Below are 17,980 nucleotides of genomic sequence, written 5' to 3'. Positions count from 1 at the left end.
GAAATTTCAAGCACGACTAAGGGATATTCTCTACCCGGTCGGAGGCCGGAGAAATGGTATTACAGACCATTGCAGTTGCGGCCGATAACCGCTCATCTGGCCGAGTTATTGCTTCAGCAATACCCGCAGATAAACCGCCGGTTTAGTGACGGTTCATTACTGTTTTTCTTGAATTTTCTGGATGTATGCATGGACTCCTCCCGACTGGTCAGTATTGTCATTCCTGCCTTGCGCGCCGACTTCCTTGAACAGACCCTCGCCAGTGCCCTGGCGCAGAGCTACGCTGCCTGCGAAATCGTGATCTGCGATGACAGTACCGACAGTGCTATCGAGAACTTCGTCGAGGCCCTGCGTCCGTCCGCCACGCACCCCATCCGCTATCTGCGCAACGTTGTGCCAGTCGGTGAGACGGCAAGCCTCAGCCGTGCCATCGAGCAGGCGCAGGGGCTGTATATCAAGGTGTTGCAGGACGGTGCCCTGCTCGCCCCCGAATGCGTCGAGCGCATGCTGGGCGCCCTGCAGCGGCATGACAGCGCCAGCCTGGTCACTTCGCGGCGCCAGTGGATCGACGCCCAGGGCCAGCCCGTCGACACCCTGACCGTGGAGAACCCGCTGTTCGTCGAAGACGCCATGCTCGACAGCAGCGACACCCTGGCCTTCCTGGCCGGGCATGCCTGCAACTTCATCGGTGAACTGGGCAGCGTACTGTTTCGCCGCAGTACCTTTCTCGCACTGGGCAACGCGGCATTCAGCCTCAAAGGCCAATCCCTGCCAGCCATCAGCGAGCTGCTGCTGTTCGCCAACCTGCTGCGCAAAGGCCACCTGATCATGCTCAGCGAGCCCATGGTGACCAGTCGCCTGGTTCCACCTCATGGCGATGCGCCCTTGTCCATCGTGCCGGGGCGGCACACCGAGGAGCACATCCAGTTTCAGCGCCTGATGCGTGAAGCCGGGTTGAGCGCACCCTTGCTGATCAATCATCTGGCCAAGGGCGTCGCTCTCAGCGCCCCGCAGATCGTACGTCACTACAACCTGCTGGTGAGTTCATGGCAGCCTGAGTTGATTCTCAGCGCTGAACAGGTGGAAAACTGGCAGAACGGGCGTCAACCCAATGCGACCCAGCTACCGCTGATCGAAGACTACCTGGCGGCGCCCCAGAATCATCAGTCCCTGCTGATCGTCGTATTCGACGACTCCGGCAGCGATCAGGCACTGAATACCACTCTGCAAAGTCTGGAAGGTCTAAGCCCCCAATTGCCGGCCCTGGAAGTCGTGGTGGTCTCGCCTCGCCATGGGCTGCCTGCCACCTCGTTCACCGGCAGCCTGACTCTGCATCCACATAACGGCGCCGACCGCGCGTCGCTGATGAACCAGGTGATCGATCGCTTTACCTTTGACTGGGTCATGTTCACCGAGGCAGGGACCCGCTTCACTGCGTTCGGCCTCCCCGCCGTAGCGATCAGACTGGCGACCTCGCTGCACTGCCGCGCCCTGTTCGCCGACGAAATGTACCGCAATCAACTGGGCCAGATGAGTTCCGCCATGCGTCCGGACCTGAACCTGGACTACCTGCTCAGCTTGCCGCTGATCATGGCCGGTCACTGGTTCTTCCGTCGGGATGAGCTGTTGCAACTCGACGGCTTCGACCCGGCTTATGCCGGGGCTGCGGAGTTCGACCTGATCCTGCGCCTGATCGAGCGCGACGGTCTGAAAGACATCGAGCACGTCAGCGAACCCTTGCTGGTGCGGGACATTCCCGTACCGGACGACAACCCCGATGAATTGCGCACACTGCAACGCCATCTGCAGGTGCGCGGCTACCCCGACGCTCAAGTGCTGCACAGCGTACCGCGCCGCTATCACGTGCAGTATGGCCATAAAGCCCGGCCGCTGGTGTCGATCATCGTGCCGACCAAGGACCAGTTGCCGATGCTGCGGCGCTGTGTTGACAGCCTGCTGGAAAAGACCCTGTACACCAACTACGAGCTGTTGATCGTCGATAACAACAGCGAAACCCCCGAGGCGCTGGAGTGGTTCGCCGGGATCGACGCGCTGAACGACGATAAGGTACGCATCCTGCGCTACCCCCTGCCCTTCAATTATTCGGCGATCAATAACATGGCCGCGCGCCAGGCCCGGGGCGAATACCTGGTTCTGCTTAACAACGACACGGCAGTGGTCCACGGAAACTGGCTGGACGAGTTGCTCAACCACGCCCTGCGCCCGGAAGTCGGCACGGTCGGCGCCAAATTGCTGTTTACCAGTGGTCGTCTGCAACACGCCGGTGTGCTGCTGGGTTACAGCGGCCCGGCCACGCATATTTTTGTCGGCGACAGCATGTATAGCGCTGGCTATATGCAACGCGTCCAGGTCGATAACAACTACAGCGCGGTCACGGCAGCCTGCATGATGATTCGCCGCTCGATCTACGAAGAAGTCGGCGGTCTCAACGAACAGGACTTCACGGTTTCCTACAACGATGTCGACCTGTGCATGAACGTCGGCGCCCTCGGTTATCTGCACGTATGGACGCCGCACTCGGTGCTGATCCACGAAGGCAGCATCAGCCAGGTGTACATGGACACCGATAAAGGCAGGGAGAAACGCAGGCGCTTCGAGGCCGAACAGGCAGCCATGTACCGCAAGTGGCTGCCCGTGCTGGCCAACGACCCGGCCATCAATCGCAACATGGCCACCCACGTCACATCCATCGAACTGGAAAGCCTGAGCCAGACCTGGCAGCCCATGCCGTGGCGCCCGCTGCCGGTCACGCTGGTGCACCCAGGTGGTTCCGAGGAAATCGCCAGCTACGGCCTGATTGCGCCCTTCCTGAAACTGCGTGATGCTGGCCTGATCGATGGTTCGATCAGCACACGCACACTGTCGGTCATCGATATGGAGCGCTACAAGCCGGATGTGCTGGTGTTCCAGTGCCGTCTTGATCAGGCCCTGCTCGACGCCATGGAACAGGCCCGCCGCTACTGCGGCGCTCTGATCGTCCTGGAGCTGGGCGAGTTGCCGATCGAACTCGCTGCAGTCGGCCACGACCCGGACAATCGCTACGAAGCCGCCTTCGAATTGCTCCACGCCATCGTGCGCCAGGTCGACCGGGTCGTCGTACCGAGCCAGGCCCTGGCGCAGATCGCCAGAGGCCTGCACAACGATGTACGCGTCATCGAACATCGCCTGGACAGCAACAACTTCCCGGTCATTGCCGCGCGCACGGCCAATGCCAGGCCACGTATCGGCCTGCTGGGCAGATCCTGTCAGCTGGAAGACCTGCAGGAACTGCTGCCGACCCTGCAGGCGCTGGCCGATGAGGTGGACTGGGTCATGATCGGCAACTACCCGCCGGCACTGCGCGAGCTGCTGTGTGAAGTCCACGACGACAATGAGTCCCACAGCCTGCCGGGCCTGCTTGCCAGCCTCAATCTCGACCTGGGTCTGGCCCCGGCCGTGCAGAACCTGTACAGCGACTGCAAGAGCAACCTGGCCCTGCTGCACTTCGGCGCAGCGGGTATTCCCGTGGTCTGCAGCGAGGCCCGCTGCCACGACGGCGACTTACCGGTGACTCGAGTAAGAAATGGCAGCGATGAATGGCTGTCAGCCATTGCCGCCCATATCAATGATCCGCAGGGTGCAGTCAATCTGGGACAGCAACTGCGCAGGCAGGTGCTCAGGGACTGGACCTGGCAACAGGCTCATCTGCTGGCGTGGGGCGAGGCGTGGTTGGTGCGGTAGAGGTATTGCAGGGCGAGTAGTGAAGTGAAATGTGGGAGCGAATTTATTCGCGAATAAGCCAGTACATTCGAAGCATTTTCGGCGTCTGAACGACAGCTTTCGCGAATGAATTCGCTCCCACACCATCAGATGCGGAAATAACCCACGCACGAATCAAACGGCAGGCGCTTGAGCTCGACCTTGTTCAGGTCCAGCACTTCGCGCAGGGCGCTGGTTTCGCCGGGGAAGTTGCGGTAAGCCACTTCGTCCAGCACCACGATGGCGCCTTTGGGCATGTACGGAAGGAAGGTTTCCAGGGCGACCTTGGTCGACGAATACAGGTCGGTGTCGAGGATCAGCATCGCCACGACCAGGTCCGGACGGGTTTTCGGGAACGCCGGAACAGTCTCCATGATGTCGCCCTTGATGATCTCGCAACGCGGGATACGGTTGACCGGACGCACCAGGTCGTTGGCATCGATCATGTCCTGGATCAGCGACTCGTCAGTGTCAGAGAACATGGTTTCGTTGATATCGGCCGGGTCTTCTTCCGAGTCGATACTGGCAAAGCCTGAGAACGTGTCGAAACCGATGATCGAGCGGTTGATCGCATAAGGCTCGAGGATCATCGACAGCTGCATGTACAGCATCAGCGAGTTGCCCTTGTACACACCGCACTCAATGATCGCGCCAGGAATGTCCTGGACCATCTTGAACAGCTCGATACGCGACAGCGCAGCCGTGACCGCGATGCGGTTGGCAAATACGAACGGCGCGTCGGCCACGTATTGGGAATCCACGCGCTTGAGCACATTGGCACGTTTTTCGTTGTACTCGGCCTCAGGCCCGGTCAGGCGGCGCTTGGTCATTGGTTGACTCCCTGGAATGACGAAAAATCGTTGAGATGAAAGAGGTCCTTGTAACCGGCCTCGGAATCCTTGACGCCGCTGTCGACGTTGACCGCACCGCGTCCGCTCAACAGATCGGCGATGTGCAGCAAACGGAAATCGACGCTGAAGCGTGTCTCGTTGGTGTGATTGGCGACGGTGCCATGCAGATGCGCTCCGGAGAACGTCAGCATCTCACCGGCATTACCGGCAATGCGCAGCTCCGAAGCCGTGGAAATCTCTTCCAGTGGCAGCGGATGAACCCGGACTTCTTCAGTGACATTGCTGCCAGCCAGCGGGCGCTGCACGTTGATCCACTCGTTCAGGCTCCAGTCCACCGAGGAGTTCTTCACCGGCTCGGCGAAGTAACCGGCGTTGATCATCATGGTCTGCCCGGGCTCGATGGTGTAGACCGGCATCCAGGTATTGATCTGCGCCTGGGAGCTGCCGTACCAGGTATCCCTATGCGGCTTGTAGGCGTAGCTGACGCCCGCGTGCAGGTATTCGTAGTTGGGCACTACGCGCAGACGCGGCACGTCGAACAGATATTCATTGGGGTCGATGCCGATTTCCAGGGCGAAGCGCTGAATCATCTCCTTGACCTCCAGGCAATTGGTGAACTGCCCCTTGAGTCGGGTCACCAGGCGGATGAACTCGGTGACCGGCATCTTGGTGTGCAAGGCTTTGTGATCGGTCTCGCCATCGAACGCGGCAGTAATGCTCTGACGGGCGAACGCACACAGCTCGGCCGGAGCCGCAAGGGCGGTGTCGAGGAAGATATCCCCGGCGTAGACGCGCCCCTTGAAATCAGCCTTCTTTTTAAGTTGGTTGATGTACAGATTCACGGTTTTGCTCCTTAAGGCCGGTCTTGGATAATAGTCGGCGGCCCGGGGAAAAACTGAAGTCAGGGCAGATAGATACTGAACAGCCCGCCGCCCAGCGCGCCGCCATTACTGATCTCGATGCGCCCATGCACCCCGTTGCGCTCGTGGCGTTGGGCGATATGAGTGGAGAAGTACAAACCCAGGCCGGTGCTGCCACTGCGCTGATTGATGCCCTGCACATAGTCGGCCTGAGTACCGATCATGTAGTCCGGATAGCCGGGGCCGTCGTCGTTGATACTGATCACCAGTTGCTCGTCGTCTTCCCGGGCGCTGATCAGGATCGAACTGCGGGCAAAGCGGATGGCGTTGATGATGATATTGGCCACGACCGAGCCGATCAGCTCGCGGTCGAAGAACCCCAGCGTACTGATCCCTTCGACCTCGTAGCTGGCAGTAATGCCCCGGCTCTCGAGCACTTCGCGATGATGGGCCAGTTGCGCTTCGATGAAGTCATCCAGTTCGTGGTAGTCGGGGCGCAACGGCAGTTGATTGACGCCGAGTTTGTACAACCCCAGCAACTGCACAAGCATACCGTTCAGGTGGGCGAACTCGTAATCGATCACCGCGCCTTCCGGGGTCTTGCGCTGCTCCGGCGACAACTGTCCCAGCCAGTCGCTGTGGGCGTGCATCAGGGTTGCCAGGGAGTTCTTCATGTCATGCACGGTGGAGGCGATCACCATGGAAAAATCCAGCCCCGAATCCTGCTCACTCATGTAGCAAACGCCTTGCTCTGCAACTTCTGGAAACGCTCGAAACGAGCATCGGTGTCGGGCATCTTGCCGACCATCTTCAGACACGCCTGGCACTCGGCCAGCTGCTGCGGATTGAGGTTCTCGACCTTCAGGTGCAGCAAGGACTGCGCCATATTCAGGGCAATACTGATGTTCTTCGGTTGCAACGCCAGGGCCTTGCGGAACAACTCCTGAGCCTCGGCCAATTCACCGGCCTTGTAGCTGCGCACGCCCTGCAGATTGAGGTCGATGGCGGTCTTGTTGGCGCCCAGAATCTCCGGGTCATCCGTTTGACGGGCGATGCTCTGCATCACGGTCGGGTCATCGCCGTAGATTTCTGCACAGTTCTTGAGCAACCCGGAACTGGCATCTTCCTCCCCCAGGTTCTTCAACTGCGCGGCCACGGCCAGGGCGGCATCGGCACTGAGAAACTGCTCCATGCCCGACAAGTGTTCCATGGCCGAAGCCGTCAGCTTGGCGGCCATTTCCGGGTCGCTGCGCTGCAGGCTGGTGGCCTTCATCAGGCGCGCACGGACCTGCAGGCCGGGATCATCGGCGTTCTCCTTGGCCACTTCGCCAAGAGCCTGGTTGATCTCCACCCGGGAACGCGCATCCAGGCCCTGGTCACCGCCCTTGCTGATCAGCGCCTGGGCCAGGCCCAGATTGGTTTCCGGATCCTTGAAGCGCGAGAACTGGCCTTGGGAGACCGCCTGGCGATAGGCCTTGGAGGCGCTCTCAAAATCTTCGTTATCCAGCGCCAGCTTGCCCAGCATGCGCTGACGGCGCACGGCCAGAGGCGACAGGCGCACGGCATCCTCAAGGACCTTCTGCGCGCGCTTGAGATCGCCACGGGCAACCAGGGCATCGGCCAGGCCGTCGAACAGCACCGGCATCATAGGGAACGCCTTGACCGCCTGCTCGAAGACCGCCTGCGCCTCCGTGTGCTTGCCACGCTTGAGCAACACCTTGCCCAGTGCCGCGTAGGCCCAGGGCTGCGGGCGGTCGGCGAGGATTTTCTTGAGGAAGTTTTCCAGGGTCTCGTGCTGATTCAGATCACGCAGGGCATCGGCGCGAAAACGCAGGCACAGTGGCGCGAAACGCGGGTCTTTCTGCGACAGCGCGGTGCAGGCCGCCAGTACTTCGGCAGGTTTGCCGCGATCCAGGGCCTGCAGGATCGGCTTGAGCAGGGTCTTGCGCTGGACCAGCTTCTCCAGACGCTGGGCCAGGCCGGCGCGGTTGAACGGCTTGGTCAGATAGGCATCGGGCTCCCATTCCAGAGCACTCATGACCATAGCCTGACTGTTTTCCGCCGTGACCATGATGAACACGCTTTCATAGCTGAGCAGTCGCTCGGTCATCAGATCTTCGAGCACCTGCTGGCCGTTTTTCTTGCCGTCGCCGAGGTTGAAGTCGTGCAGGACAAAATCGTAGCGCTTCTGCGAGCACATTTTCAGCGCCTGCTCGCCGGTATCAGCCGTATCGACTTCCTTGACCCCCAGTTCGCGCAGCATGGACCGGACCGAACTGCGGAAATCAGAAAAATCATCGACGATCAGAAACTTTTTTTCGTTGTACGCCAGCATCGAGATTCCTGTTCTGCAGATAAGTATGGAAGGTGAGCCCTAGGGCAAAGGCATAACGGGTTCAGCTTCCCTGCGCCAGTGAGCGCGCAGATTCCGGCTATTGGCAATTTGATATCGGCCGATTTTACACGAACTCGATACCCTTCTGCCTGTCGAGTACCTTAGGTCGGCTGCAAGGGTTTTCCCGAGGAAGTGAAAACGAAATTATAGGGGCTTTACCCCATGTGCAAGGTACGGGTTCTCAGATCCCTCCCATGCCCCGCAAGCCTTGCCGGTCCTCGTTATCAAAGAGTAAAGCCAACGTGTCAGCGCCTCCGACGGGAAACATCTCGTCGGGTTTGCCAACAATTTCTCAATTCCCCGATAAATCGGACGACATTTACTGGAACACGTCTTCACTGGCAAAAAAGTGGAAGCCTTCGGCTGGGCCGGAGCATGCGCCAGGCATTCAGGGATTTATTCGATGAATTGGTTAAACCAGGCAAAAATCGCGACAAAACTGCTGACCGCATTCGTGTTGTGTGCGGTGATCACATTAGTTGTTGGAGCATTGGGCAGCCGCGGTATCGCGCGGATTTCCGACAACATGGACGAAGTGTTCGCCAATAACGTTTATTCCGTGACCAAAAGCTCCGAAGCCAAGTCCCGGGCCATCTCACAGAACCGCGACCTGTACCGCGCACTCTCGGCGGCGGCAGAAGATCTTCCACCGGCCGAAATAGACGCCATCATCAAGACGCTCAAGGAGAACCAGGCCCTGAGCGAGAAAGCCTTCAGGGAATACCGCACCACCGATCTGGCTGACGACGAACGTGCGGCCGGTGATCAACTGGAGAAAGACTGGCCGGTTTATCAACGGCAGATCGATGAATTTCTGGACAAGCTCAAACAGGATGATCTGGGTGGCTCGCGACTGCTGCTCAGCGCCGATGTGGAGAAACTGTTCCAGAGCATTCTTGGCCAGTTGGACACCATCGTCGACTCCAATAACCGGCAGATCGACGAAAGCGCCGTGCAAGTCAGGCAGGTCGCCAGCTCGGCCAACTGGGTGCTGTACACAGGCGTTGCCGTTGCCTTTCTCGCTGCCATCGGCCTGGGTCTGTTGATCACGCGCTTGATCAGCCCGCCGATTACCCAGGCCGTCGGTTTTGCCCAGCGCATTGCCGCAGGCGACTTGACCCAGCAGATCAAATCCGCCAACACCGATGAAACCGGGCAGTTGCTCAATGCGCTGAACGCCATGCAAGGCAGCCTCAAGGGCACCCTGGCGCAGATCGCCGCGGCGTCGACGCAACTGGCGACGGCGGCGACCGAACTGAGCACCATCACTCAGGACAGCAGCCACAGCCTCAACCAACAGAACGCCGAGATCCAGCAGGCTGCAACCGCAGTGACGCAAATGACCACGGCGGTGGAAGAGGTTGCGCGCAATGCCATCTCGACCTCGCAAGCGTCTTCCGCCGCCAGCTCTGAATCCGCCACCGGCCGCGATCAAGCCCGCGACGCCGTTACTGCAATCACCAACGTCAACGCCGAAATCAACAAGTCCACAGGCCTGGTGGAAACCCTGGCCGGGCAGGTTCGCGATATCGGCAAGGTGCTGGAGGTGATTCGCTCGATTGCCGAGCAGACCAACCTGTTGGCTCTCAACGCCGCCATCGAAGCGGCACGGGCCGGGGAACAAGGTCGCGGCTTTGCCGTGGTCGCCGACGAAGTCCGCGCCCTCGCCGCCCGCACCCAAGTCTCCACCACCGAAATCGAGAGCATGATCAGCGCCGTACACAACAGTGCCGACCAGGCCGTTGCGGCCATGGGCAGCAGCCGGACGCTGGCCGCCAACACTCAGGAACTGGCCAAGGCCACCGGCGAATCCCTGGAACGCATCGCCGCCAGTGTCGCGGGTATCAACGACCGCAACCTGATCATCGCCAGCGCTTCGGAAGAACAGGCTCAGGTCGCGCGGGAAGTGGACCGCAACCTGATCAATATCCAGGACCTGTCCAACAACACCGCCGAAGGCGCCCGCTCGAGCAATGCCGCCAGCCAGGAACTGTCGAAACTGGCCAGCTCGTTTGATGTGCTGGTGGCGCGGTTCAAGCTCTGAATCCTGTCAGGCCCTGCCGGATCCTCTGCGGGATGCCCCCCCTGTGGGACCGGCTTCAGCCGGGAAGGCGTAGGTTACAGGCGATACACATCTATCGAATGTACCGACCTCTTCCCGGCTGAAGCCGGTCCTACAGGGTGCAGCACTCATCCTATGCACCCGGCATATGCAACATCTCGATCCACAACGCGCCCTTGCCCGACGGTGCTTCGCTGACTCGCTTCAGTGCGCCCTTGTCACCGATGGCATAGCTGCCCACTGTGGCGCTCTTCTCCCCGGTCACCAACAACCAGCGACCATTGGCGGAAAGCGCGATATTGCGCGGCTGTTTTTCCTCGACCGGGTAGTTGCCGAGAAAGCTCAACTGGCCGCTGGCCGGCTCCAGGCGGAAGGCTGAGACACTGCTGCTGGTGCGTTCGGTCATGTACAACAGCGTGCCGTCGGCGGAAATGCGCAGGTCCGCCGCCCAGATGCGTGGCGTCGGATCATCTTTCAAATCATTGTTGCTGGCGTCGCGCACTTCACCGTGGGCCAGCTTCAGGCTCGCCGGAATACCGTCGGCCACCGCGACCTGGGTCAGCGCGCCGCTGTCCGGGTCGATGGAAAAACTGGTCACCGTGCCGCTCATTTCCCCGACCACATACAGGTACTTGCCATTGGGCGCGAAGGCCAGATGACGGGGGCCGGTCTTGGCGGGCACGCTGACGAAACCTGCGCCGATGGGGTTCAGGCTGCCGGTCTTGGCATCGAGACGGTATTGCAGGACATGATCGGCGCCCAGGTTACCGGCGTAGACGAAGCGATTGCTCAGGTCCGTGCGGATCGAGTGAGCGTGGGGGCCGGTCTTGACCGTCTGGATCTGCTCGCTGGGGCGCGTTCCGCCGTCGATGGCCTGGACGCTGAGCAAGTCAGCCCCATAGGACGCACCGAGCAGGAAATGTCCGGAACGATCGACAGACAGGTAGGCCAGGCTATCGGCCAGCGGCGCTTTGCTGATGGCCTGCAAGTGCCCGTTTTTCTGATCGATGCTGAAGCCCTGTACCTGAAACGGCTTGACCCGCTGGGCAGCAAACAACACCTTGCCGTCCGGACTGATGGCCAGTGGATTGACCTGATCACCCACCAGCGTCTGCTCGACCAGCGTCAGGGCACCGGTGTTTTCATCGAGTTGATACTGGGTAACCAGACCGTCGCCGGGGCTGGAGATATAGGCAAAGGTGGCCGCGTGAACGTTGACGGCCAGGGTGCAGGCCATGACTGCCGCGAGAACCAGGGGCTGTTTCATGGTAGATCCTTCTTATTGTGGGAAAAAACCAATGACCGTCCTCATGGCGAAGACGGTCAGCGAGAATAGTGTCAGACCGCAGCCTCAGGTGAAGTGCCCTTTGGCTCGATGGTCGATGCTGCCGGGCGCGCCGCTTCACGGGCAACCGCGAGGACCACACCGGCCGCGACGATATCGAAAATCGCCAGCACCACGAACAGCGGACTGTAGCCGATCCTGGTCACCATAATGCCGAACACCAGGGTGAACAGCGCCGCGCCAAGGTAGCCGAACATTCCCGCCATCCCCGTAGCCGTCGCCACTTCGTTCTTGCCGAAGGAGTCGGACGTGATCGAATACAGCGCCCCGGACAACATCTGGTGAGCGAAACCACCGGCACAAAGTAAGGCGATCGCCGCATACGGGCTGCTGACCAGGCCGACACAGGCCGGGCCGATCATGCACAGTGAGCCGGTGAGCATCACCAGTTTGCGCGAGGTGAACAGCGACACCTTCAGATAGCGGTGGAAAATCGGGCTGAGGTAACCGCCCAGTACCGAGCCCAGGTCCGCCGCGAGGAACGGCAGCCAGGCGAACATGGCAATTTCCTTGATATTCATGTGCCGTTCGGTCATCAAGAACAGCGGAATCCAGGCGTTGAACGTCTGCCAGGCCGGCTCCGAGAGCACCCGCGCCAGACCGACGGCAAAGAAATTGCGCTTGGTGATGGTCTTTTTCCAGTTGGCTTTCTCGGCGACCGCATCGTTGAAATGAGCTTCCTGGCCCTCAAGGATATAGGCCCGCTCGGCGTCGCTGATGGAGCTTTGATGCGGACGCTTGTACAGCCAGATCCACAATAGCGTCCACAGCCCGCCCAGCACGCCGACGACGATAAATGCCAGCTGCCAACCGCTGTTGAGGATCGACCAGACCACTAGCGGTGGCGCCAGCAAGGCGCCCAGGGACGAACCAATATTGAACCAGCCGATGGCCACGGAGCGCTCCTTGGCCGGGAACCACTCAGTGACCACCTTGACCCCGGCCGGATAGCCCGCCGCCTCGGTAAAACCGAGCAGGCCGCGCAGAAACGCCAGGCTCTGCCAGCCGGTTGCCAGGGCCGCCGCCGCACACATCGCCGACCAGGCCAGGGCAAAAATCGCCAGGCCCATCTTGGTGCCGATGGCATCGATCACGTAACCGGCCACCGGCTGCATGAAGGCATAGGCCATCTGCCAGGCAATCACGATATGGGAGTATTGCTCGGTCGAGATATCAAGCTGGGTCATCATGGTGGGCGCGGCCACCGAGAGCGTGTTGCGCGCCAGGTAATTGATCACCAGGCCGCCGGACAGCAGGCAGACGATCCACCAACGCATTCCTTTCACTTTCATGTTTCACCTGATTATTTTTTTTGAGAGGTGATGGGTGCGCTGTGACCAGGTTGGCCGAAGCGCAAGTTATACGTCATCGTATGAGATAAAACGAAGCTCGCGAAACATTTTCTTACATTTCCCCGCAGCTCGCAGAATAGGGCCAGGACTAACCTCAAGGCCAGCGTGCTCTAAAGAACAATTTGTCACCATCCGGTGACAAAACCAGCACTCATAAGCCCAGTGTGTTGACCGAATCTGAATGATTGACAAGGCCAATCAACAGTCGATTTAATTAAGTCGTACGACAACCAACAATAAAAGCCCCGAGGATTCACCGGCCATGACCACTTCTTCATCCCACACTCCACTCCCCCGCCTGCTGCTGACCGGCGCCGCCGGTGGCCTTGGCAAGGAATTGCGTCAGCGCCTCAAGCCTTTCTGCAAAGTCCTGCGCCTGTCAGACATCGCCGAGATGGCCCCGGCGGCGGACGCCAGCGAAGAAGTCCAGGTATGCGATCTGTCGGATAAACAGGCCGTTGACAAGCTGGTGGCTGGCGTCGACGCCATCGCGCATTTCGGCGGCGTCTCCGTGGAGCGGCCGTTCGAAGAAGTGCTCGGCGCCAATATCAGCGGTATTTTCCACATTTATGAAGCGGCACGGCGCCACGGCGTCAAGCGCGTGATCTTCGCCAGCTCCAACCATGTGATCGGCTTTCACAAGCAGGACGAAGTGCTAGACGCCCACAGCGCCAAGCGCCCGGACAGCTACTACGGCCTGTCCAAGGCTTATGGCGAAGACATGGCCAGCTTCTATTTCGACCGCTACGGCATCGAGACCGTGAGCATCCGCATCGGCTCGTCCTTCCCCGAAGCACAGAACCGCCGCATGCTCTGCACCTGGTTGAGCTTTGATGATCTGACGCAACTGATCGAACGCTCGCTGTTCACCCCGAATGTTGGCCACACCATCGTCTATGGCGCCTCGGCGAACAAAGTCACCTGGTGGGACAACCGCTTCGCCGCACACCTGAATTACCAGCCCAAGGACAGCTCGGAACAATTCCGCGCCAAGGTCGAAGCCCAGCCGATGCCGGCAGCGGATGATCCGGCCATGGTTTATCAGGGTGGCGCGTTTGTGGCGTCAGGGCCTTTTGAATAAAGCAGCATACATCCCGTTGTAGGCGATTTTGTGGGACCGGCTTTAGCCGGGAAGAGGCCAGTGAATACCGACGAGTATCTTTCGTCTGTACCGACGCCTTCCCGGCTAAAGCCGGTCCCACACTCGGCTCTCAGACAACCCCGTGCAACGCCAACCCCGCCAGATACAACAACGCCACCCCGCACAACCCGTAACTGACCCGCTGCCAACGATCCGATGCCGACGTGCGCAGCAGTTCCACCAACCCGGCAATCAAGAAACAGCACAGCACCGAAGCCAGCATGAAGCCGCCAAAGAAGGTCAGGGTCTGGACATGGCTCGGCGTATCGCCAACGATCCCCGCCAGTGCCGTACCCAGCGCGCCCCAATAGACAATGTTCTTCGGATTGGTCAACGACAACGCCGCCCCCACCGCGAGGGCACTGCGCTCGCCGCCCACTGCCCCGCTATCCGCCACCGGCAAACGCCAGGCATCGCGCAAACTGCCAATCCCAAGCCACGCCAGGTACAGCGCACAGACCAGTCCCAAGGGCAACTTGACCGCGGGGTATTCAAACAACAGCGCCAAACCTGTCAGGCCAATCACCGCCCATAACGCATCCCCCAGCAATGAGCCGACCTGCACACAGAGCGCCGGGGCAAAGCCATGCTGCAAGCCACGGCGCAAGGTCTCGGCCAGGATCGCGCCAGGGGACAGGCAGAACACCACGCCGAAGATAAAGGCGCTGAGGAAAATCGTTAGCATGGGCAACATTCACCGAACAGAAATTAAGACGACAGCCCGTTGGAGCCGGGCTTGCCCGCGAAATGGGCGATGCGGTGTATCAGGATGGCCGCGTCAAGGCCTTCGCGGGCAAGCCTCGCTCCCACGGGCTCTGCCTGTCTTGAACCAGATTGCAGCTTCAGCCCAATGCCGCCCGCTGAAACGCCCCCGGCGCCATGCCGTAGGCGGCACGGAAATGCCGGTGAAAATGGCTCTGATCGGCAAAACCCAACTCATGGGCAACGACCACGGCGGGCAATCCGGCCCGCAACAGGCCCCGGGCCCGCCGGGTGCGCAGATGCATCGCCCACTGTCGGGGCGTAAGACCGGTCTGTTTTTGAAAGGCGCGCAATAACTGGAATTTCGATACACCGAAGGCCGCGCTCAGCGGTTCCAGATCAGGCGTGTCCTGCAGACATTCGGCCAGCCACTCCTGCACCGACGTCACCAGCCCCTGATCAGCCGGTACGGCAACCGGCATGCGCGTCCGGTTGAATGCCAACGCATCCGCCAGCGCCGTCAGCAATTGCTCTTCGGCCCGCTCTCGCAAAAAAGCATCCGCAGAGAACGCCCCCTGAATCGCCCCGGCCAATGCCCCGGCCACCTTTGGCGAATGACAAAGCGCCCGCTCGAACGCCACACCCGTCACACCCAAATCCGCCGCCAATTGCTCCTGGCGGACATACAGCCCGACATAGCTCCACGCCTGCCCCACCTTCGCCCCGCCGCCCTGAATCTGTCCGGGGTTATAGAGGGTGATATCGCCACGGCTCGCATGAAAGGTGCGCCGATCCAGCCAGACATGCTCCTCACCGCTGAGATTGACGCCAATCACACACTCATCGTGACTGTGCCGCGCAAACTGCATGCCCACGCTTGAGGCACTGCACAGTTCATAGGGGCCGAGCCGGGCTTGGTGCAGGGTGTCAGTCATGGCGGATGTCATTGGCTGGGTGGTGGCGAAACAGGCTAACGCCTGGGGCTGTTTTTGTAACCTCAAACCACTCCACGGCGATGAGGCTGTGTAGGAGCGCTGTGCAAGAGCCGTTGGAGCGAGGCTTGCCCGCGAATTCTCAAACACCATCATTATCTGAACTGCAATGAGATCCAGGCAGGAGCCAACTTGTTGGCGAGCAAGCTCGGCGCGGAGTATCAGGCACACCGTCTCGCGAACAAGTTCGCTCCTACCGGGTTTATGCCACCTAGTGAATGACCGCCTCCGCCGACAGCCCGCTCACGACCTCATCCATCCGCGTCTTGGTCAGCTCGATCAGATGCATGACCGAGAACGCCAGATCTCGGTCCGAGCCTTTGAGTTGATCGCCGGTTTCATAGGCCGTGGCGGCGGCGCATTGGAGGATGTGGGAGATAGTGTTGAGGGATTGTTCGAGATTCGACGGTGGATTGGAAGTAACGTCAGTCATATTCAAACTCTTGATATCAAAGGGAGCTGCCTGCATCGCTACTAATCGATTGGGTGGCAGCTGTACGCAGGTTAGTAGACCGGGATATCAGAACCGGCGCACCCGAAGGCGCCCTACGCACAGCCGCCATAGAGCGTAGGCATTAATGAATGCCTTACTCAGAGAGCACACCATGCGCTGATATATTCGCGGGCTACTAAACCCAGCCACTGCTTTTGCAGCGACCGGCGCACATTAGTAGCCGAAATACTCAGATGCAAGTAGCTGAAATCATCTAGGAAATTTCGTTCAAAAGAAAGAGGCAGATCCTACTGCGACGCAATATTGCTACCCGAACCGTCGGCTTATCGGGTGGTATATATCGCAACAAATTCTTTCGAGAAATTGCCCAATGGTTTTTGGGACCTTTCCTACATAACTAATCCTAATTTTCATTTAGTTTTCTTCATATTGCCGCAACCGGTTATCGGTCGAGTCGCAAAAACACCAATCGGATAATGAACATGGATACGCCTTTACACATATCACCCGAGCGTCCGTCTAGAACGGATCGCATCTGCCGCCAACACTTTCGAGCACTAACCGAGGATTGAACCATGGGACGACGTAGTGCCAACGGACTGGGAATAGGAACCCATGGTGACCTGACCACTACCGGCGCGGTGTGCATCAGCAGCCTGCCACACGCATCTTTTGAACAAAGTGGAGTATTAAGGCTCGGGGACGTGACTACACCGTGCCCCAAGTGCTCAAGACCCGGCAAAATCGTCGAAAGCTACCCGGCCATGGATTGGGAGGGAATACCCACCGCGCTGGATGGCGCAGTTATCCACTGCGGCTGCCCACCCGGCAGCAACCGGCTGATTGCCCCGTGTGAACGAGCACCGGAGAGCAGGACCTCGTCAGGGCCAACGGCACAACCGAATGGCACCGCATCGACACACGCTCAACCATCGCAGTCAGCCCAGAGCAGCCAACTCGAGACACCTTTGCCCGTTGCGGAAACGGCAACCAAGCCCCAACCCGTTTACGGTCGAACCTTTTCCATTATCGACAGCGAAACGCGTCGTCCTTTTTCAAATCGAGTATTCATCGAATACGGTAGAGGGGCGGCAAAAGGTCGGCATGACAGATACGTACGGTGTGGCTCATGTAATGGCACCTGCAGAGGGCTCAGCTATTTCGATACATGTCCCGTTCCAGTCTCCGGCACGGGTACTGAATGAGCTGACGATTCAACCGATGGTGGGCAATAACTTCAAAACCCAAACCCAGGCGCAAGAACTGCAATCGGCCCGCCCCTTCGGGCCCATTGAGATCACCGTCAATGATCGGGCGGCTACACGGGAGGCAATTATTCGTCAGGTACGATCGTTTGGGCATGAGTTTGTAGAGCGCTCAGAATGGAAAGCACGCCCTCCAAAGAATCCGCTGGAATATGATTGGGACTACAGCATGATCGCGTTACATCACGCGGGCCGTGGTTACGAATGCAGCGTCGGAGCAGAACAGATGCTAGACGTCCAAATAGTCCATCTGAAGCGATACGATGATATCGGCTATCATTTTGGAATTGACTGCGCGGGAACGATTTATGAGGGGCGGGATATTCGCTTTAAAGGTTCTAGCATTGACAAATACAATACCGGCCTGATTGGAATTGTACTTTTGAACAATCTGGCAACCGCAGAGGAAGGTAATGACGGCGTAGCTGTCTTCAACATAGCCAAGAAATACTTAGGAATAGGTTCATCTGACAAAATACCCGCCCCTCAAATAGATGCAACGTTAAAACTACTTACTGCACTGAGCAGCACTTTTCTGATTAAACACTGTGGAGGCCATATGGAATACCCTGGCCAAAAAGAAGACGGAAAAATCTGCCCAGGCCACATCGGAATGAAATTAGTCAAAAGTATCCGTATAAAAACCAAACTATTACCTCCACCCAAACCACTCAAATCGCTTGATTAAATGCCGACAGAAGAATGATTAAATCCAGAAAAATAGACGTGTATCGCAAGCTAAAATAGAGATCCTGGCGGTTACCTAACCGCCCCATCAAAACTCAGCAATAACAGATCAGAT

14 protein-coding genes and 1 pseudogene are annotated in these 17,980 nt (G+C 59.0%); 6 read left to right on the top strand and 9 right to left on the bottom strand.

What is annotated here, in order from left to right; translation table 11 throughout:
- Nucleotides 1-189: 189 nt before the first annotated feature.
- Nucleotides 190-3,741, top strand: coding sequence for a glycosyltransferase (locus AC1Z24_RS09020; RefSeq protein ID WP_483745348.1), 3,552 nt, complete (start codon nt 190-192; stop codon nt 3,739-3,741).
- Nucleotides 3,742-3,866: 125 nt separating this feature from the next.
- Here the strand turns inward: AC1Z24_RS09020 and AC1Z24_RS09015 are convergent, their stop codons facing one another.
- The 4 genes from AC1Z24_RS09015 to AC1Z24_RS09000 are packed head-to-tail and all read right to left on the bottom strand — an operon-like array spanning nt 3,867 to nt 7,805.
- The gene (locus AC1Z24_RS09015; RefSeq protein WP_259105538.1) at nt 3,867-4,589 is read right to left on the bottom strand and encodes a TylF/MycF family methyltransferase; all 723 of its coding nucleotides are present in this window, start codon (nt 4,587-4,589) and stop codon (nt 3,867-3,869) included.
- On the bottom strand, nt 4,586-5,452 hold the full coding sequence (locus AC1Z24_RS09010; RefSeq protein WP_483745347.1) for a hypothetical protein: 867 nt from the start codon (nt 5,450-5,452) through the stop codon (nt 4,586-4,588). The genes AC1Z24_RS09015 and AC1Z24_RS09010 overlap by 4 nt, the downstream gene beginning before the upstream one ends.
- A gap of 59 nt (nt 5,453-5,511) precedes the next feature.
- On the bottom strand, nt 5,512-6,204 hold the full coding sequence (locus AC1Z24_RS09005) for a sensor histidine kinase (protein WP_483745346.1): 693 nt from the start codon (nt 6,202-6,204) through the stop codon (nt 5,512-5,514).
- Nucleotides 6,201-7,805: a response regulator gene (locus AC1Z24_RS09000; protein ID WP_483745345.1), complete on the bottom strand. Its 1,605-nt coding sequence runs from the start codon at nt 7,803-7,805 to the stop codon at nt 6,201-6,203. Before AC1Z24_RS09000 ends, AC1Z24_RS09005 begins: the two co-directional genes overlap by 4 nt.
- Before the next feature lie 463 nt (nt 7,806-8,268).
- Between AC1Z24_RS09000 and AC1Z24_RS08995 the strand changes: the two are divergent.
- Together AC1Z24_RS08995 and AC1Z24_RS08990 are read left to right on the top strand one after the other, a co-directional pair.
- Nucleotides 8,269-9,003: pseudogene (locus AC1Z24_RS08995) on the top strand (MCP four helix bundle domain-containing protein); the annotation flags it as partial.
- A 42-nt stretch (nt 9,004-9,045) separates the two neighbouring features.
- Complete coding sequence (locus AC1Z24_RS08990; RefSeq protein ID WP_483746576.1) at nt 9,046-9,909, top strand: methyl-accepting chemotaxis protein; 864 nt, start codon at nt 9,046-9,048, stop codon at nt 9,907-9,909.
- 151 nt (nt 9,910-10,060) lie between these two features.
- On the opposite strand, the gene AC1Z24_RS08985 is transcribed toward AC1Z24_RS08990, so the two are convergent.
- Together AC1Z24_RS08985 and AC1Z24_RS08980 are read right to left on the bottom strand one after the other, a co-directional pair.
- On the bottom strand, nt 10,061-11,194 hold the full coding sequence (locus AC1Z24_RS08985; protein ID WP_483745344.1) for a lactonase family protein: 1,134 nt from the start codon (nt 11,192-11,194) through the stop codon (nt 10,061-10,063).
- Nucleotides 11,195-11,265: 71 nt separating this feature from the next.
- Complete coding sequence (locus AC1Z24_RS08980) at nt 11,266-12,564, bottom strand: MFS transporter (protein ID WP_483745343.1); 1,299 nt, start codon at nt 12,562-12,564, stop codon at nt 11,266-11,268.
- Nucleotides 12,565-12,886: 322 nt separating this feature from the next.
- Between AC1Z24_RS08980 and AC1Z24_RS08975 the strand changes: the two genes are divergently transcribed.
- Complete coding sequence (locus AC1Z24_RS08975) at nt 12,887-13,705, top strand: NAD-dependent epimerase/dehydratase family protein (protein ID WP_483745342.1); 819 nt, start codon at nt 12,887-12,889, stop codon at nt 13,703-13,705.
- A gap of 130 nt (nt 13,706-13,835) precedes the next feature.
- Here AC1Z24_RS08975 and AC1Z24_RS08970 read toward each other — a convergent pair whose 3' ends face one another.
- The 3 genes from AC1Z24_RS08970 to AC1Z24_RS08960 form a co-directional block, all read right to left on the bottom strand.
- The gene (locus AC1Z24_RS08970) at nt 13,836-14,450 is read right to left on the bottom strand and encodes a LysE family transporter (protein ID WP_483745341.1); all 615 of its coding nucleotides are present in this window, start codon (nt 14,448-14,450) and stop codon (nt 13,836-13,838) included.
- 157 nt (nt 14,451-14,607) lie between these two features.
- Nucleotides 14,608-15,402, bottom strand: a complete 795-nt coding sequence (locus AC1Z24_RS08965; RefSeq protein ID WP_483745340.1) for a helix-turn-helix transcriptional regulator — start codon at nt 15,400-15,402, stop codon at nt 14,608-14,610.
- 268 nt (nt 15,403-15,670) lie between these two features.
- Nucleotides 15,671-15,892 (bottom strand): DUF6124 family protein, encoded by a 222-nt coding sequence (locus AC1Z24_RS08960; protein WP_483745339.1) that lies wholly within the window; start codon nt 15,890-15,892, stop codon nt 15,671-15,673.
- 596 nt (nt 15,893-16,488) lie between these two features.
- Here AC1Z24_RS08960 and AC1Z24_RS08955 point away from each other — a divergent pair.
- Together AC1Z24_RS08955 and AC1Z24_RS08950 are read left to right on the top strand one after the other, a co-directional pair.
- Nucleotides 16,489-17,118 carry a PAAR domain-containing protein gene (locus tag AC1Z24_RS08955; protein WP_483745338.1) on the top strand — a complete coding sequence of 210 codons (630 nt, stop codon included), beginning with the start codon at nt 16,489-16,491 and terminating at the stop codon, nt 17,116-17,118.
- Nucleotides 17,018-17,866, top strand: coding sequence for an N-acetylmuramoyl-L-alanine amidase (locus tag AC1Z24_RS08950; protein ID WP_483745337.1), 849 nt, complete (start codon nt 17,018-17,020; stop codon nt 17,864-17,866). Before AC1Z24_RS08955 ends, AC1Z24_RS08950 begins: the two co-directional genes overlap by 101 nt.
- Nucleotides 17,867-17,980 lie beyond the last annotated feature (114 nt).

This window comes from Pseudomonas sp. JL23 (assembly GCF_056933585.1).
This window is presented reverse-complemented; position numbering and strand designations above follow the sequence as displayed.

Coding starts and splice junctions, on each gene's coding strand:
- AC1Z24_RS09005 (WP_483745346.1), bottom strand. CDS start 6,204: ATGAGTGAGCAGGATTCGGGGCTGGATTTTTCCATGGTGATCGCCTCC.
- AC1Z24_RS09000 (WP_483745345.1), bottom strand. CDS start 7,805: ATGCTGGCGTACAACGAAAAAAAGTTTCTGATCGTCGATGATTTTTCT.
- AC1Z24_RS08990 (WP_483746576.1), top strand. CDS start 9,046: ATGCAAGGCAGCCTCAAGGGCACCCTGGCGCAGATCGCCGCGGCGTCG.
- AC1Z24_RS08980 (WP_483745343.1), bottom strand. CDS start 12,564: ATGAAAGTGAAAGGAATGCGTTGGTGGATCGTCTGCCTGCTGTCCGGC.
- AC1Z24_RS08985 (WP_483745344.1), bottom strand. CDS start 11,194: ATGAAACAGCCCCTGGTTCTCGCGGCAGTCATGGCCTGCACCCTGGCC.
- AC1Z24_RS09020 (WP_483745348.1), top strand. CDS start 190: ATGGACTCCTCCCGACTGGTCAGTATTGTCATTCCTGCCTTGCGCGCC.
- AC1Z24_RS08970 (WP_483745341.1), bottom strand. CDS start 14,450: ATGCTAACGATTTTCCTCAGCGCCTTTATCTTCGGCGTGGTGTTCTGC.
- AC1Z24_RS08965 (WP_483745340.1), bottom strand. CDS start 15,402: ATGACTGACACCCTGCACCAAGCCCGGCTCGGCCCCTATGAACTGTGC.
- AC1Z24_RS08960 (WP_483745339.1), bottom strand. CDS start 15,892: ATGACTGACGTTACTTCCAATCCACCGTCGAATCTCGAACAATCCCTC.
- AC1Z24_RS08950 (WP_483745337.1), top strand. CDS start 17,018: ATGACAGATACGTACGGTGTGGCTCATGTAATGGCACCTGCAGAGGGC.
- AC1Z24_RS08955 (WP_483745338.1), top strand. CDS start 16,489: ATGGGACGACGTAGTGCCAACGGACTGGGAATAGGAACCCATGGTGAC.
- AC1Z24_RS08975 (WP_483745342.1), top strand. CDS start 12,887: ATGACCACTTCTTCATCCCACACTCCACTCCCCCGCCTGCTGCTGACC.
- AC1Z24_RS09015 (WP_259105538.1), bottom strand. CDS start 4,589: ATGACCAAGCGCCGCCTGACCGGGCCTGAGGCCGAGTACAACGAAAAA.